13 protein-coding genes and 3 tRNA genes are annotated in these 15,721 nt (G+C 57.3%); 1 reads left to right on the top strand and 15 read right to left on the bottom strand.

The window, feature by feature from the left end; all coding sequences use genetic code 11:
- Positions 1-7 precede the first annotated feature (7 nt).
- The 10 genes from ACVDG9_RS13360 to ACVDG9_RS13405 all read right to left on the bottom strand — a co-directional run bounded on the left by ACVDG9_RS13360 (position 8) and on the right by ACVDG9_RS13405 (position 7,911).
- Positions 8-1,282 carry an NADH-quinone oxidoreductase subunit E gene (locus ACVDG9_RS13360; RefSeq protein WP_447238184.1) on the bottom strand — a complete coding sequence of 425 codons (1,275 nt, stop codon included), beginning with the start codon at positions 1,280-1,282 and terminating at the stop codon, positions 8-10.
- 81 nt (positions 1,283-1,363) lie between these two features.
- Positions 1,364-2,548 (bottom strand): NADH-quinone oxidoreductase subunit D, encoded by a 1,185-nt coding sequence (locus ACVDG9_RS13365; RefSeq protein ID WP_022998429.1) that lies wholly within the window; start codon positions 2,546-2,548, stop codon positions 1,364-1,366.
- A complete protein-coding gene (locus ACVDG9_RS13370; RefSeq protein ID WP_447238185.1) occupies positions 2,541-2,990 on the bottom strand; it encodes a GFA family protein in 450 nt (149 codons plus the stop codon). The genes ACVDG9_RS13365 and ACVDG9_RS13370 overlap by 8 nt, the downstream gene beginning before the upstream one ends.
- Before the next feature lie 193 nt (positions 2,991-3,183).
- On the bottom strand, positions 3,184-3,789 hold the full coding sequence (locus ACVDG9_RS13375) for an NADH-quinone oxidoreductase subunit C (RefSeq protein ID WP_022998427.1): 606 nt from the start codon (positions 3,787-3,789) through the stop codon (positions 3,184-3,186).
- Between the two features lie 181 nt (positions 3,790-3,970).
- A complete protein-coding gene (locus ACVDG9_RS13380) occupies positions 3,971-4,549 on the bottom strand; it encodes a NuoB/complex I 20 kDa subunit family protein (RefSeq protein WP_006934718.1) in 579 nt (192 codons plus the stop codon).
- Entirely contained in the window at positions 4,540-4,905 is a 366-nt protein-coding gene (locus ACVDG9_RS13385; protein WP_006934719.1) for an NADH-quinone oxidoreductase subunit A, read from the bottom strand. Before ACVDG9_RS13385 ends, ACVDG9_RS13380 begins: the two co-directional genes overlap by 10 nt.
- Positions 4,906-5,415: 510 nt before the next feature.
- Positions 5,416-5,492, bottom strand: a tRNA-Asp gene (locus ACVDG9_RS13390).
- 55 nt (positions 5,493-5,547) lie between these two features.
- Positions 5,548-5,624: transfer RNA gene (locus ACVDG9_RS13395), tRNA-Asp, on the bottom strand.
- Positions 5,625-5,909: 285 nt separating this feature from the next.
- Positions 5,910-7,568, bottom strand: coding sequence for a Na/Pi cotransporter family protein (locus ACVDG9_RS13400; RefSeq protein ID WP_447238186.1), 1,659 nt, complete (start codon positions 7,566-7,568; stop codon positions 5,910-5,912).
- Between the two features lie 267 nt (positions 7,569-7,835).
- Positions 7,836-7,911 (bottom strand) — tRNA-Val (locus ACVDG9_RS13405).
- Between the two features lie 146 nt (positions 7,912-8,057).
- Between ACVDG9_RS13405 and ACVDG9_RS13410 the strand changes: the two genes are divergently transcribed.
- Positions 8,058-9,422, top strand: coding sequence for a flavin monoamine oxidase family protein (locus tag ACVDG9_RS13410; RefSeq protein WP_447238187.1), 1,365 nt, complete (start codon positions 8,058-8,060; stop codon positions 9,420-9,422).
- 2 nt (positions 9,423-9,424) lie between these two features.
- Here the strand turns inward: ACVDG9_RS13410 and ACVDG9_RS13415 are convergent, their stop codons facing one another.
- From ACVDG9_RS13415 to ACVDG9_RS13435, 5 genes are all read right to left on the bottom strand, one after another.
- Positions 9,425-10,081, bottom strand: a complete 657-nt coding sequence (locus ACVDG9_RS13415; protein WP_055654532.1) for a hypothetical protein — start codon at positions 10,079-10,081, stop codon at positions 9,425-9,427.
- Between the two features lie 162 nt (positions 10,082-10,243).
- Entirely contained in the window at positions 10,244-10,519 is a 276-nt protein-coding gene (gene hbs / locus ACVDG9_RS13420) for a non-specific DNA-binding protein Hbs (protein WP_031268410.1), read from the bottom strand.
- 187 nt (positions 10,520-10,706) lie between these two features.
- A complete protein-coding gene (gene lon, locus ACVDG9_RS13425; RefSeq protein WP_031268409.1) occupies positions 10,707-13,136 on the bottom strand; it encodes an endopeptidase La in 2,430 nt (809 codons plus the stop codon).
- Between the two features lie 332 nt (positions 13,137-13,468).
- Positions 13,469-14,734, bottom strand: coding sequence for an ATP-dependent Clp protease ATP-binding subunit ClpX (gene clpX / locus ACVDG9_RS13430; RefSeq protein WP_022998421.1), 1,266 nt, complete (start codon positions 14,732-14,734; stop codon positions 13,469-13,471).
- A gap of 236 nt (positions 14,735-14,970) precedes the next feature.
- Positions 14,971-15,606: an ATP-dependent Clp protease proteolytic subunit gene (locus tag ACVDG9_RS13435; protein ID WP_022998420.1), complete on the bottom strand. Its 636-nt coding sequence runs from the start codon at positions 15,604-15,606 to the stop codon at positions 14,971-14,973.
- Positions 15,607-15,721 lie beyond the last annotated feature (115 nt).

A 15,721-nucleotide genomic window follows, 5' to 3' on the forward strand; every position in this document is an offset into this window, starting at 1 on the left:
CTTCCCCCTAGTCTTCGCTCTTGGAGGAGGCCACTTCACCGGCTTCCACGCGCTTGGAAAAATCTGTTTCACCGCCGGATGCCAGAACCTTGGCCTGCTCAATCCAGCCATCACGTTCGATACGGCCCTTGAACTTCAGGCGGCTGTCGACCCAGGCAACTTCCTGCGGTCCCCATGAGGCGACCTGATCGAAGTGGAAAAACCCGAGTTCGTTGAGTGTCGCTTCCAGTTTCGGACCGACACCCTTCAGCTTCTTCAGGTCGTCCGGCTTGCCGCCGCGCGCTTCCTTCAGAAGTTCAGGTTCTTTTTCCTGACTGTCGGTGCTTCCACTGGTGTCGGCTGTGCGGGCAACTTCGACTTCGGCACGGTCGTCGGAATCAGGCTTGCCCTTGTTCTGACTGCGCGCTGCAGGCGTAGCTGCTTTTTCGGCCTTGGCTTTCTTGGCCGGTTCAGCCTTTGCCTCAGCCTTCTTGGGCGCAGCTGCCGCTGGCGCTTCGCTTGCCTTGGCGGATTTGGCTGCATGCGCCGCCTTTACCTTGGCAACAGCATCTTCTGCAGGGGTCGGCACGCCATCATAGTCGTTGCCACCTGCATTGATCGGTGCGCCGGCAAAAGCATGAGACGCCTTTTCCGAGCCGTCGACCAGGTGGGGAACCGGCAGCTCACCCTTCGTGTTGTCATCGATTTCAGTGAGCGACGTCTGACCACCTTCGGCCATTGCAAAACGGCGACCGTTCTGCGGGCCCGGCGTTACTTCCTTGCCGGCGGCGATATCGTCGATCAACTGGTTGAAGCTGTCTTCAGTCAGGTCTTCATAGGTGTCCTTGAAGATCTGCACCATCGGCGCATTCACACAGGCGCCAAGACACTCGACTTCTTCCCAGGAGAACATGCCATCCTCGGAAATCTCGTGCATGTGCTTGGCAATGCGGCTCTTGCAGATCTTGATCAGGTCTTCCGACCCGCGCAGCTGACACGGCGTCGTGCCACACACCTGAATATGGGCCTTCTTGCCGACCGGCTGCAGCTGGAACATGGTGTAGAACGTCGCCACTTCCAGAACGCGGATCTTCGGCATGTCGAGCAGGTCCGCGATATAGCGGATTGCCGGCTCACTCACCCAACCTTCGTTCTGTTCCTGCGCACGCCACAAAAGCGGAATGACCGCGGAGGCCTGACGGCCTGCCGGATAACGGTCGATCAGCTTCTTTGCCCAGTCGAGGTTCTTCTCGGTGAACGCGAAGCTTTCTGGTTGTTCCGCGGCAAGTCGGCGAACTGCCATGGTGTTATCCCCGTTCTGTCAAAATGACCGGAGCCGGACGGGCGGCTGCCAGGGTCGAAAATTGGTTGTGTGCCGTCCGCATCAGCGGTCGACCTCACCGAACACGATGTCCAGAGACCCCAGCACTGCCGAAACGTCGGCAAGCATGTGCCCGCGGCACAGGAAGTCCATGGCCTGAAGGTGGCTGTAGCCAGGCGCCTTGATCTTGCAACGGTACGGCTTGTTGGTACCGTCCGCGACCAGATAGACCCCGAACTCACCCTTGGGTGCTTCAACGGCCGCGTAAACTTCACCAGCCGGGACGTGATAGCCTTCGGTGTAGAGCTTGAAGTGGTGGATGAGCGCTTCCATCGAACGCTTCATTTCACCGCGCTTCGGCGGCACGATCTTGCCGTCGATGGACGAGACCGGACCGGTTTCGACCGTCAGCTTTTCCAGGCACTGCTTCATGATCCGGACTGACTGGCGCATTTCTTCCATGCGGATCAGGTAGCGGTCGTAACAGTCGCCGTTCTTGCCGATGGGAATATCGAAATCAAGTTCGGAATAGCATTCGTAAGGCTGCGACTTGCGCAGATCCCAAGGTGCACCGGATCCACGAACCATCACGCCGGAGAAGCCCCAGGCCCAGGCATCGTCAAGGTCGACAACGCCGATATCCACGTTGCGCTGCTTGAAGATACGGTTGTCGGTCAAGAGACCTTCGATGTCGTCAAGCGTTTGCAGGAACGGATCACAGAAGTCCCAGATGTCGTCGAGCAGGTCACGAGACAGATCCTGGTGAACACCGCCCGGACGAACGTAAGCTGCGTGCATGCGGGCACCGCAAGCACGCTCGTAGAAGACCATCAGCTCTTCACGGGGCTCGAAGCCCCAGAGCGGCGGTGTCAGCGCGCCCACGTCCATGGCCTGCGTCGTCACGTTCAGAAGATGCGACAGCAGACGACCGATTTCCGAATAAAGGACACGGATCAGCTGGCCGCGCTTGGGCACTTCCACACCAAGCATACGTTCGACAGCAAGCGCAAAAGCGTGTTCCTGGTTCATCGGCGCCACGTAGTCGAGGCGGTCGAAGTAAGGCACAGCCTGCAGATAAGTCTTCTGCTCGATCAGCTTTTCGGTTCCACGGTGCAGCAGACCGATGTGCGGATCCACACGCGTTACCACTTCGCCGTCGAGCTCAAGCACGAGGCGCAGCACGCCGTGCGCCGCCGGGTGCTGCGGACCGAAGTTGATGTTGAAGTTACGAACCTGAGCCTCAGCCATTTTGAGGTTCCTGCATTTTTTGCGTGAAATAGGCGATGACTTCGGGACCGGTCATTCTGCGGGTTTCATTAGCGAAAGCGTAGTTTGCCGGCTGTTCGTCAACGAAAATTTCGGACGTGAATTTGAATACGGACGGATCGTCAAAGGCTTGCGCGGAAACGCTCACGTGCGAGCCGTCGGCCATGCGCCACATCAGCGAGGAACCGCACTTGCTGCAGAAAACCCGCTCGCCGAAGTCGGATGACTTGTAGACGCCGAGGGCATCCTTGCCTTGAACATCCAGACTGTCCATCGATCCGCAGCTGACAGCCATATAGGTACCACCGGTCCAGCGGCGGCACATGGCGCAGTGGCAGACTCCCATTTCGCCGTCTACCGGCGTTGCGGCAAACCGCACCTCGCCGCAAAGACACCCACCTGAAAGCCGTTCAACCATTTTCATACGTCTCCCGGCCAACGTTTAAAGGCCAAGACCCAAAGCAACACTAGATTCAACAGCGGCACTAACATCAGCAAGCTAAGAGCTGCTGGCCATCCCGCACGAGGAAAGATGCGCCAAAAGGGAACGACAAACACTATCACCCAGATCAGCATTATAAGTATTTGCCAGATGCTAATACCCATTGCCCCGCCCCTCAGTTGGTCGTTGCCTTCTCGTCACCGGGCAGCACGTAGTCCGTGCCTTCCCAGGGCGAGAGGAAGTCGAAGGAGCGCATTTCCTGGTTCAGGCGTACCGGTTCGTAGACAACGCGTTTCTTCTCGTCGTCATAACGAACTTCGACAAAGCCCGTAACCGGGAAGTCCTTGCGCAGCGGATATCCGTCAAAACCGTAGTCGGTCAGGATGCGGCGCAGGTCCGGATGGCCGGAGAACAGAATGCCGTACATGTCGTAGGCTTCACGCTCGAACCATTCAGCACCTGGAAACAGCGGGGTCAGCGAAGCAACCGGCGTATTTTCGTCGGTTGCGACCTTCACACGAACGCGCTGGTTCTGAACGGGAGACAGGAAGTGGTAGACAACGTCAAAGCGCTTCTCGCGCGAAGGGTAATCCACACCGCAAATATCCGTCAGATTGACGAACTTGCACGAGCTGTTGTCGCGCAGAAAGCGGATCGCATCGAGAATGTCGGTCGCGTTTACGGTCAGCGTCAGCTCACCGTATTCGACCTTCCAGGACACAAGGGACTCACCCAGACCGAGCTCGATATGCTCAGCGAGTTCCTTCAACGTCTCGTCCATCGTGTTCGACCTCACTCGTAGATCTGCAGTGTTCAACCGGTTCCGATTGAGTGCCGACTGCCGATCGATCCAGTTTGCCGGGTCTTTGTTGCGCCCCGCTGGACGCGACCCGGAGAGTCAGTTGAACGGGCGCCAGGCGCCCACTCCCTCAAAAATCCGCCGCCTCTTCGGCGGCAGATCCTTATCTTTCGATAGTGCCCGTGCGGCGGATCTTCTTTTGAAGCATCAACACGCCGTAGAGCAGCGCCTCGGCTGTCGGAGGACAGCCTGGAACGTAGATATCAACCGGCACCACGCGGTCGCAGCCGCGCACCACAGAATAGGAATAGTGGTAGTAGCCGCCACCATTGGCACAGGACCCCATGGAAATGACGTACCGCGGCTCAGGCATCTGGTCGTAGACCTTGCGCAGAGCAGGCGCCATCTTGTTCGTCAGCGTGCCGGCAACAATCATCACGTCCGACTGGCGCGGTGAAGCGCGCGGCGCGAAACCGAAACGCTCGGCGTCATAGCGCGGCATCGACATCTGCATCATTTCAACGGCGCAGCAGGCCAGGCCGAAGGTCATCCACATCAGCGAGCCGGTACGGGCCCACTGGATGAGGTTGTCGGTGGAGGTTACGAGAAAGCCCTTGTCGGCCAGCTCGTTATTGACTTCCAGGAAGAATGCGTCATCCGCGCCGACAGGCTTGCCCGTATTCGGGTCGATAATACCCTGCGGCTGCGGTGCGACGAGCGGCTCGGTCGTGGTCAATCCCATTCCAGCGCTCCCTTTTTCCATTCGTAGATGAAGCCGACGGTCAGGACACCGAGGAAGACCATCATGGACCAGAAGCCGTACCAGCCCAGGTCACCGAACACGGTTGCCCAGGGGAACAGGAACGCGACTTCCAGGTCGAAGATGATGAAGAGGATCGAGACCAGATAAAAGCGCACGTCAAATTTCATGCGTGCATCGTCGAAAGCGTTGAAGCCGCACTCATAGGCCGACAGCTTTTCCGGATCCGGATTCTTGTAGGCCAGGATGAAAGGCGAAATCAGCAGCGCAAGGCCGATCACCAGCGCAATGCCGATGAACACGACGATCGGGACATATTCCCGCAAGAGTTCTTCCATGTCTTTCGCGTCCTTGCATATGGAGGCGGATCGGGAGGCGATCCGGTGCCAGGGCTGCGCGCCCCGTTGCCTTCATTATACCGGCAGGTCACGCTGTGCCCGTCGGCGTTATGAAACCAACATGCGAGCGCACGCTTAGCTTACGACTTGGTGCAACGCAAGACCCACATGCGGTCAAACTCTTGCCATGTTTGCACCTGTTTCGCACCTACCCCCGACAAATCCTTAATTTCAGCCAGTTTGCAGGAAGGCAAAAACTTTGCACAACCCATCAGGAAATATGCCGCACCTGCGTTCGTTTTCCACCCCCCTCGCAGAATCGAAGCAAACGCCAGACAAACACCAAAAGAGCTGAAATTTGAATGGACTGCGTCGCCCCTGCCTTGAACGCATGATAGCCATCTTGGCGACAATGCCAAGGGGTTGCCTGTCTGCGCGGCAAAGCGCTCGCTTTGCGCGAGGCTTGATGTTTTCGATTGAACAGTCTGGGGAAACAAGAGGTACCGTGAGTGGCGCGAGTGACGGGGCTCGAACCCGCGACCTCCGGCGTGACAGGCCGGCACTCTAACCAACTGAGCTACACCCGCACATTCACGGTATATGCGCCAATTCCCGAAAGTACCAAAGCACTTCTATGGGAAGTGGCGCGAGTGACGGGGCTCGAACCCGCGACCTCCGGCGTGACAGGCCGGCACTCTAACCAACTGAGCTACACCCGCTTCGTCAGGCGACGCGTTGTCGCCCTGAAGTGGCGCTGATGTACGGCGGCTGGTTTTGGAAGTCAAGCACCCTATTCCGTCCGAATTGCCGTTTTTTGACAAAGAAGCGCCCAATCGCAGGTTTTCCCCAGAGCCGCCTTGCCGATCAATGTGGATAACTTCCTGTTTCGTAACGGAATTATCCGCGTTGCCACGGACTGTTTTCCGATGGCCTTAGCCTCAAACACATTCGCCAGCTCATAAATACGACCTGAGCCACGCAGATTCTCGTTCTTCAGCCGTGTTTTATTCAGCCGGCACCAGCCGCGTATCGCGCAACAGGCCTTCTCTGGCAAGAATAGGTACCGCAGCAGCTGCGAACAGCGAATTGATTTCCTTGAGGCTGCGCATGACTTCCAGATGGGCGTTGCTCGATTCCATGCTCTGAAGCGTTTTCGATTTCAGCCGCTCCAGATGCCGGTTATGACTTTCGCGTTCCAGGGTGCGCATCTTGTCCTTTTCTGCAATCAACTCACGCGCAGATGCGACATCCGCCGAAACGAACACATTGAGGGCAAGCTCCATGTTCGCCAGAACACGGTCGTGCATCCAGGTGAGCTCCTTCAGCCCCTCCTGCGAAAAGCTGATCTTGTTCTTCTGCAACTCCAGGGCAAGTTCGAGAAGGTTCTTTGCCACAAGGTCTCCAGCGCGCTCCAGATTGACCGCGAACCCCACCAGTTCCATGCTGCGCTCAGCCTGTTCGCCGGTCAGCTCTCCACGATTCACCTCTGCGATGTAGAGTTTCACCGAGGAGTGGATCGCATTGACCTGCTTATCCAACTGCTGCAAGCGCCTGATTTCCGGCTCACTGCCCTTCTCCAGCATCATGAGAACCGGTCTTGCCATCACCTCGACCAGTTCCCCCATACGCAGGAGTTCGCGCGTTGCACTGGCCAGGGCAAGCCTGGGGTTGCCGACCAGTTGCTTGTCCAGCGCGCTTTGTGGTGTCAGCCGGTCCGCCTCTTCTTGTTCCTCTCTGTCCGGCACCAGGCGTTCAACCAGCCAGGCAACCGGTCTTGTCAGTGGCAAGCAGACGAGAACAAGCAGGAGATTGAAAAGCACATGAACGGCAACGATCTGCTGGGCCGGATCATTGCTGATCGAAGCCAGAGGCAGATCTTGGAAGTTTAGCGCCAGCATGACCAGCACAGCACCAGTGGACCTGAAGAGAAAATTGCCAAGCGGCAGAAGCTTGGCCTTGCGATCCATTCCCCGTGTCAGCCAGAGCGCGACGATGCCGGCGCCAATGTTCGCCCCCAGAACGAGTGGAATCGCAGCCTCGTGCGGCAGGCCGGTCTTTTGCACCAGGGCTGCGATCATCAGCACGGCTGCCACGCTGGAATGCACCAGAAACGCCAAGAGCGCCCCTACCGCCATCGCCGTCGGCGTGTCCTGCGCAAGGAAGCCGGCAAACTGCGGCATGAACCGCGCTTCCTTCAACGGCGTCGTCGCTTCGCCGATCATTTGCAGCGCAATCAGGATGAAAGCGATTCCCAGAAGAATGCGTCCGATCTGTTTCGCGGACCGAGCGTCGAGCTTCAGGAACAGCCACGCACCTCCGCCCAGGAGCAACGGCACCAGCCAGCTGAGATCGAACACAAGAAACTGCACGACAAGCGCCGACCCGAGATCGGCGCCCAGCAGAACCGCCAGTCCGGCAGCTGTGGAAATGAAGCCGGATGTCGCAAATCCCGCCGCCAGGATCGCAACCGCCGTCGCACTTTGCAGCAAAATGGCAACCGCTGTACCAGACAAGGCGCCGGCAACCGGTCCGGAGGACGCTTTGCCGATGGCGCGTCTCAACGTTGGCCCGGCCGCCCTTTCAAAACCTGTCCGAACCATGCGAACCGCGTAAAGGAGCAGCATGACTGCCCCGAACATCTTGATGAAAACTAGGATTCCCATCTTGCCAAGTAGCTACCTTTAAACGAGTTTTTTATTTAGCCGCAGAAGTTTATCGGACAAAAAGGAAAAAGAAAACTCACCATTCGAAGGCCAAACGAAATCAACCCGCCACCGGGATACCCAGCAACAGCGCAAAGCGAAATGACTGTAAATGTGCGAATATCCGAAACAGCGAACCGCCGGGCAATGTGAGAGCGGCAGCAAACAGCAGAAAACACCCTGATGCGCAGGCACCCTGGTTACAAGTGACGGATTTCATAAGGTGAATGGTGGGCGATGAGAGACTCGAACTCCCGACATCTTCGGTGTAAACGAAGCGCTCTACCAACTGAGCTAATCGCCCTCAACGAGGTGAGACGCCTTTTAGGGGCTCGTTTGCTGCTTGGCAAGAGCAAAATCTCAGATTTCCGTTTCAATGATAAAGCCTGTGGATGACGGCTCCGAAAACAGGCAAACTGCCCGCTTCAAAAGCGTGAGAAAGCCGCACTCATGGTGACATCCCGCCGGTTGTTTCTGACTGGAATTCTGGCTGCCCTCACCGGCCTGCCGCTGTTGACCAGAAAAAGCTCATCACAACCCGTGGCCGGACAAAGAGTGGTTGTTGTTGGTGCTGGCATCGCCGGTCTGGCGGCTGCAAGAACACTTGCAGACGCAGGCTTCTCCGTAACCGTGCTTGAGGCTGGTAACCGGATCGGCGGCCGTCTGCACACGGACAGATCGTTGGGGGTGCCTCTCGACCTTGGAGCAAGCTGGATACATGGAACACGGTCCAACCCCATCACTGCGCTCGCGCAGCGCTTCGCACAGCCGATGTTCGAGTGGGACTACGACAACGAGGAGGTCTTCGACCTGACCGGCAACGGTGGCAGAGCAGTCGAACGCTTCGAGACTTTCGCGAACGCCCTGGAAGATTTTCTGGACGACACTGAAACCTCCCTCACCCGGATATCGGCAGCCAATGCCATTGAAAAGATACGCCGGCAACGAGCCCTGTCGAGCCTCACTGACGCTGAACTCGGCTTCATGGCGCATATTCTGCTGGAGCAGGAATTTGCAGCCCCAGTGAGCAACCTTTCGCTTGCAGCCGTTGAAGAAGGCGGTGCCTTTGAGGGACCCGACGCCGTGCTTCCGCAGGGCTATGACAAGATTGCATTGGGGGTGGCGGAGGGATTGACCATCCAGACCGAAACCGTCGTGACCCAAATCGACCATTCCCAAAGGGGCGTTTCGGTAAGAACTGAGAACGGTGTACTGGAGGCCGATTTTGCAATCTGCGCAGTGTCTCTGGGTGTCCTGAAGGCTGGCGACATCGTCTTTTCACCTGGTCCTCCTGACAACAAGCGCAACGCCGTCAGTTCCTTGCGCATGGGCGTGCTTGATAAAATCTATCTCTCGTTCCCGGAAGCCTTCTGGGATGAAACTGTCCACAACTTCGGCCGCATATCCGGCAAGCCCGACACTTTCACCTACTGGCCGAATCTTTCGCCCGTGACCGGAAAACCGATTCTATGTGCGCTGAACGTCGGCGAATTTGCTCAGAACCTTGAAAAACTTGGTGAAGAGAATCGCAGACAGGCGGCCTTCGAAGCGCTTCAGACCATGTTCGGCCGCGACATACCGCCGCCTGACGCCAGCATAAGTTCCGCCTGGCAGCAAAACGAACGAACGCGAGGATCCTACTCGTTCCTGCCTGTCGGGGTGGAGCCGCGAGCAAGAAAAGCACTGGCTGCCGACCTCAATGGAAGGGTCTTCTTTGCGGGAGAAGCCACCGCTCAGGACTATCCGGCAACAGTGCACGGCGCCTGGCTTTCAGGCCAGCGCACCGCACGCGACGTGATCGCAAGTGCCCGCTAAGTCTATTGGAACTTGTAGGCGAACTGGAGCATGTCGGTGAGCCCGCGCTGCGGGTTGTCCGCGGCAAGTCCGTTCTGATTGAAGAACTGCACCAGACGGGCAATCCCCTGCTGGTCGTTCGGTCCTCTTGGCGGCGGCTGATCCATGAGTTTGGCGGCGATGATCCAGGACATCGTCCGGCGAAGGCGATTCTGATTGGCACTGAATTCTGGATTGCTGGCTGCTCGCTCGAACAAACCGCCCCACGCCTGATTGACGGCATCGTTGATGGCCTCAATGCGAATGAACCCGGCTTTATTGGGACTGCGTGCCTTGTTGAGCAGGTGGTCGATATTGTACCCGGCAAGATCCGACGGCGCCGCCTTGATGCCGTAGACCTGCTCGACAAAGCGCAGCCAGGCTTTCTGATAGGACGAATACCCCGCCCTCACCCATACGCTGGCATTTTCGTCCGCGTTTCCGGGTTTCTGCACGATTGCTACGTTCTTCAGGCTGCTTCTACCGGCTTTTCCGGTCTGGACGTCCTCGTCGAAATCATCGAGGAACACGAGGCGTCCAAGTGCCTCAGGGTGTTCCACCTGAACCTGCACCAGGGGGTCACGGACCCAGGCATCAAATAGCGCGCGTTGGCGCCTGCGGATCAAGGCTTGCAGTGACATTCCAACTCCTGTCGAGCAATTGGCATCACCTCACGACAAACGCAATATAATGTGGCAATGGCAATTCGCCAGAGCTCAATCAAAAATAGAAAACAGGCAAGGAAAAACCCCGCATCCGTTTCCGGATACGGGGTTGAGCGAAGAAATCGCTCGTGAGCGCTATTAGGCGTTCACGGCGTCCTTCAGGCCTTTGCCGGCCTTGAACTTCGGCGTCTTAGAAGCCGGGATCTGGATCGTTTCGCCAGTCCGCGGGTTACGGCCTTCGGTTGCTGCACGTTCGGAAACGGTGAAGTTACCAAAGCCGATGATGCGGACTTCGTCGCCGCTCTTCAGCGTAGAGGTGACAGCTTCGAAAGTTGCGTCAACTGCTTCGCCTGCCTGCGCCTTGGTGAGGCCGGTCTTTTCTGCAACAGCTGCGATCAGATCGTTCTTATTCATAGCAGATACCTTTCTAAGAAACGGCAGAGTGCCGACGATTCCTGTCAGCGCCGTTGCGCGAAATTCGGTTGAATTGAACTGAAACGCAAGTGGTTTTTTCGCAGAAAACAGCCATTTTGACCGATTATTCAAAAGAAAAGCCCCGGTTTTCCCGGGGCTTTCCAATTTGTGCGCTGCAATGTCGCGATTAGTGGGCAAGAACACCGGAGGTGTCATCGTCCTTTTCTCGCGCCTTGGTTGCAGCTTCGTGAGCTGACTCATCCCATTCGATGGCCTCTGGCAAGCGAACAAGAGCGTTTTTCAGCACTTCTTCCATGCCCGAAACCGGGATGATCTCAAGCGAGTTCTTGACCGAGTCCGGGATATCCGCCAGATCCTTGGCGTTGTCTTCCGGGATCATAACCAGCTTGATTCCGCCACGAAGGGCAGCAAGCAACTTCTCCTTCAGACCACCGATCGGCAGGATGCGACCACGCAGGGTGATTTCACCGGTCATGGCAACATCCCGGCGAACCGGAATGCCGGTCATGGTCGAGATCACAGCCGTAGCCATCGCGATACCGGCGGACGGACCATCCTTCGGGGTAGCCCCTTCAGGAACGTGAACGTGAATGTCCTTCTTTTCGAAGGTCGGCGGTTCAATGCCGTAATCAATCGCACGCGAGCGGACATAAGATGCCGCCGCAGAAATCGATTCCTTCATCACGTCCTTCAGGTTGCCGGTGACGGTCATCTTGCCCTTGCCGGGCATCATCACGCCTTCGATGGTGAGAAGCTCACCGCCGACTTCGGTCCAGGCAAGGCCGGTAACCACACCGACCTGGTCTTCCAGTTCGGCTTCGCCGTAGCGATACCGCGGCACACCAAGGTATTTCTCGACGACCTCGCTGGTCACCGTGATGCTTTCCTTGTCGCTCATCAGGATGTCCTTGACCGCTTTACGGGCCAGGGTTGCCATTTCACGTTCAAGGTTACGCACACCGGCTTCGCGGGTGTAGCGGCGCACGATGAAGTGAAGCGCTTCATCCTCGATGGTGAACTCACCTTCGCGCAGGCCATGATCCTTCTCGGCTTTCGGGATGAGGTGACGGCGGCAGATTTCCACCTTTTCCTCTTCCGTGTAACCGGCGATGCGGATCACTTCCATACGGTCCATCAGCGGGCCCGGAATGTTCAGCGTGTTCGCCGTGGTCACGAACATCACATCCGAAAGGTCGTATTCGACCTCCAGATAGTGGTCCATGAAGGACGAGTTCTGTTCCGGATCCAGCACTTCCAGCAGAGCCGATGAAGGGTCACCGCGGAAGTCCATGCCCATCTTGTCGATTTCATCGAGCAGGAACAGCGGATTGGACTTCTTGGCCTTCTTCATCGACTGAATGACCTTGCCGGGCATCGAGCCGATGTAGGTACGGCGGTGACCACGGATTTCCGCTTCGTCCCGCACACCGCCGAGCGACATGCGTACGAATTCACGGCCGGTCGCCTTCGCAATCGATTTGCCGAGCGAGGTCTTGCCGACGCCTGGAGGACCAACGAGACACAGGATCGGACCACGCAACTTGTTGGCCCGGCTCTGGACCGCCAGATACTCCACGATCCGTTCCTTGACCTTTTCAAGGCCATAGTGGTCGGTGTCGAGAACCTTTTCGGAGAAGGCCAGGTCGTGCTTGACCTTGGACTTCTTGTTCCACGGAATGCCGATCAGCCAATCCAGATAGTTCCGCACGACGGTCGCTTCCGCGGACATCGGGCTCATCTGTTTCAGCTTCTTGATTTCGGCCGCAGCGCGCTCGCGTGCTTCCTTGGTCAGCTTGGTCTTCTTGATCTTGTCTTCGAGTTCGGCAACCTCGTCGCGGCCGTCCTCGCTGTCGCCAAGTTCCTTCTGAATGGCCTTCATCTGCTCATTCAGATAGTACTCGCGCTGGGTCTTCTCCATCTGCCGCTTGACACGGGAACGGATGCGCTTTTCCACCTGCAGGACGGAGATTTCGCTCTCCATCATGCCCAGGACGCGCTCAAGCCGCTCGGCGACGGAAACGACGCCAAGGATTTCCTGCTTTTCCGGGATCTTGATCGCAAGATGGGAAGCAACCGTGTCGGCGAGCTTGGAATAATCGTCGATCTGGTTGATCGCGCCCAGAACTTCCGGCGAAACCTTCTTGTTCAGTTTCACGTAGTTCTCGAACTCGGACACGACCGAGCGCGCAAGTGCTTCCACTTCGATGTTCTCGCCATCACGCTCCGGCAGAACCGTTGCGGAGGCCTCGAAATAGTCGGCACGGTCGGTGTATTCGCCGATCTGTGCACGGGCACCGCCTTCCACCAGAACCTTGACCGTATTGTCGGGCAGCTTGAGAAGCTGCAGCACGGTCGCGAGCGTGCCGACATTGTAGATCTGGTCAGGCTTGGGATCGTCATCAGCTGCATTCATCTGTGTTGCCAGAAGAATGTGCTTGTCGGTGGTCATAACCTCTTCGAGCGCCTTGATTGACTTCTCGCGGCCGACAAACAGCGGCACGATCATATGCGGGAAGACAACGATGTCGCGCAGGGGCAAGACGGGGTAGACAGACGTGCTGTCCTGATCTGTGGCGCGAATTTCTGCGTCGCTCATTTTTTTTCCTTTCTCAGCGTGTCCCGGCCCCACTCGGTAAAAGGCAGCCAAAACACTGGAAAACGGCTCCGAACCGGTAGGTCCTGAAGGCCAGATCACGGCACCCCAGATGGGCGCGCCGACAATCCGCATAAGCCGTCCTTAGGTCTATTAGGTGGACACCAGACCTGCCGGTGTCAAGGCAATCGGTTGCTGCCCACAAGTCTTGTCTGTTGACGACTCATTGCACCAGTGGAAAACGGCCCCGAACAAGCGCATGACCGCCCAAAAACAAAATGCCGCTCAAGTTGAGCGGCATTTATTCACGGTTTCTTGAAACAGCCTTCAGTGCCTCAGGCGCTGGTAGCCGACGTTTCTTCCCGATCTTCGTAAATATAGAGCGGGCGTGCCTCGCCCTTCACGACTTCCGGTGAGATCACGACTTCCTTGACACCCTTCAGGCCAGGCAGCTCGTACATCGTATCGAGCAGGATGGCTTCGAGGATCGAACGCAGGCCGCGTGCACCGGTCTTGCGTTCGATGGCCCGACGAGCGATCGCCTTGAGGGCTTCCTCGTGGAAGGACAGTTCCACCTGTTCCATTTCGAAAAGACGCTGGTACTGCTTGACCAGAGCGTTCTTCGGCTCCGTCAGGATCGTAACCAGGGCTTCCTCGTCGAGGTCTTCCAGGGTTGCGATAACCGGCAGACGGCCGACGAATTCGGGGATAAGACCGAATTTGAGCAGATCTTCCGGCTCAAGTACCGAGAAGAGTTCGCCGATCCGGCGATCTTCCGGTGCATGGACCTGCGCTTTGAACCCGATGGAGGTCTGCGTGCCACGATCGGAAATGATCTTGTCGAGGCCCGCAAAGGCGCCGCCACAGATGAACAGGATGTTGGTCGTGTCCACCTGCAGGAATTCCTGCTGCGGATGCTTGCGGCCACCCTGGGGCGGCACGGAAGCAACGGTGCCTTCCATGATCTTCAGAAGTGCCTGCTGAACACCTTCGCCCGAAACGTCGCGGGTGATCGACGGATTGTCGGCCTTGCGGCTGATCTTGTCGACCTCATCGATGTATACGATGCCGCGCTGCGCGCGTTCGACGTTGTAGTCGGCGGACTGCAGCAGCTTCAGGATGATGTTTTCAACGTCCTCACCCACGTAACCGGCTTCGGTCAGCGTGGTGGCATCAGCCATGGTGAAAGGCACGTCCAGAATGCGGGCAAGGGTCTGCGCAAGCAGGGTCTTGCCGCAACCGGTCGGGCCGACCAGAAGGATGTTGGATTTCGCCAGCTCGACATCGTTGTTTTTCGATGCGTGATTGAGGCGCTTGTAATGGTTGTGAACGGCGACCGATAGAACCTTCTTCGCGCTGCCCTGCCCGATGACATAGTCATCCAGAACGTCGCGAATTTCCTGAGGGGTCGGGATCCCGTCCCGTGACTTCACCAGCGAGGATTTGTTCTCCTCGCGAATGATATCCATGCACAGCTCGACACATTCATCGCAAATGAAAACAGTCGGGCCGGCGATCAGCTTGCGAACCTCATGCTGGCTCTTGCCGCAGAAGGAGCAGTAAAGCGTATTCTTGGAATCGCTGCCGCTGGCCTTGGTCATGTAGTCAACCTCGCGTTTACGGGGAGTGTTTCCCCTTATCTCTCCGGTTGCGGCCAAATTATGACTGAACCGGTTCTGAAGCGGCGCACAGTCGCCACCTCACCATGTAATGTCATCATGCTTCGCCATTAAAAATCAATATAGGTTTAAGGCGAAGATGAAAACCCGGCATCACCTGGGGATTTTCCGGCTTTAAGCGTGGAAATTCAATCCATGATTAAAGCCGGGTAAGTCCCTCACTTCTCTTCGTCGCCGCCAAGCGTGTTGCGGTCGGTGATCACCTTGTCGACGATCCCGAATTCCTTAGCTTTGTCAGCGGTCATGAAGTTGTCACGTTCCAGCGCCTCCTCGACCTGGTCGAGGGTGCGTCCGGTGTGCTTCACGTAGATTTCATTCAGCCGGCGCTTCATGGCCAGGATTTCCTGTGCATGAAGCATGATGTCGGCAGCCTGACCGCGGAACCCGCCCGACGGCTGATGCACCATGACCCGCGCGTTCGGCAGGATATAGCGCATGTCTTTCTCGCCTGCGGCAAGAAGAAGCGAGCCCATGGAGGCTGCCTGGCCGATGCAGAGCGTCGACACAGCCGGGCGGATGAACTGCATCGTGTCATAGATCGCAAGACCGGAGGTCACGAGACCTCCCGGCGAATTGATGTAGATCGCGATCTCTTTGGTCGGGTTTTCAGCTTCCAGATACAGAAGCTGTGCGCTTACCAGGGTTGCCACGTGATCCTCGACCGGGCCGGTCAGGAAGATGATGCGCTCCTTCAGCAGGCGCGAATAGATATCGAAGGCCCGCTCTCCCCGGTTGGTCTGCTCGACAACCATCGGCACGAGAGTGTTCATGTAGATATCGACAGGATCCTTCATACCTCATCCATATGCTTGAGATGTTGCCCGGAGGGTCTCCGGGCAGGAAACAGGCCATGAAGCGCATCGATTCAGGGCCTGACTCGAAAAAAGCGACACCCCGTATATATGGGAT

The sequence above is a fragment of the Roseibium sp. RP-7 genome, assembly GCF_053005225.1.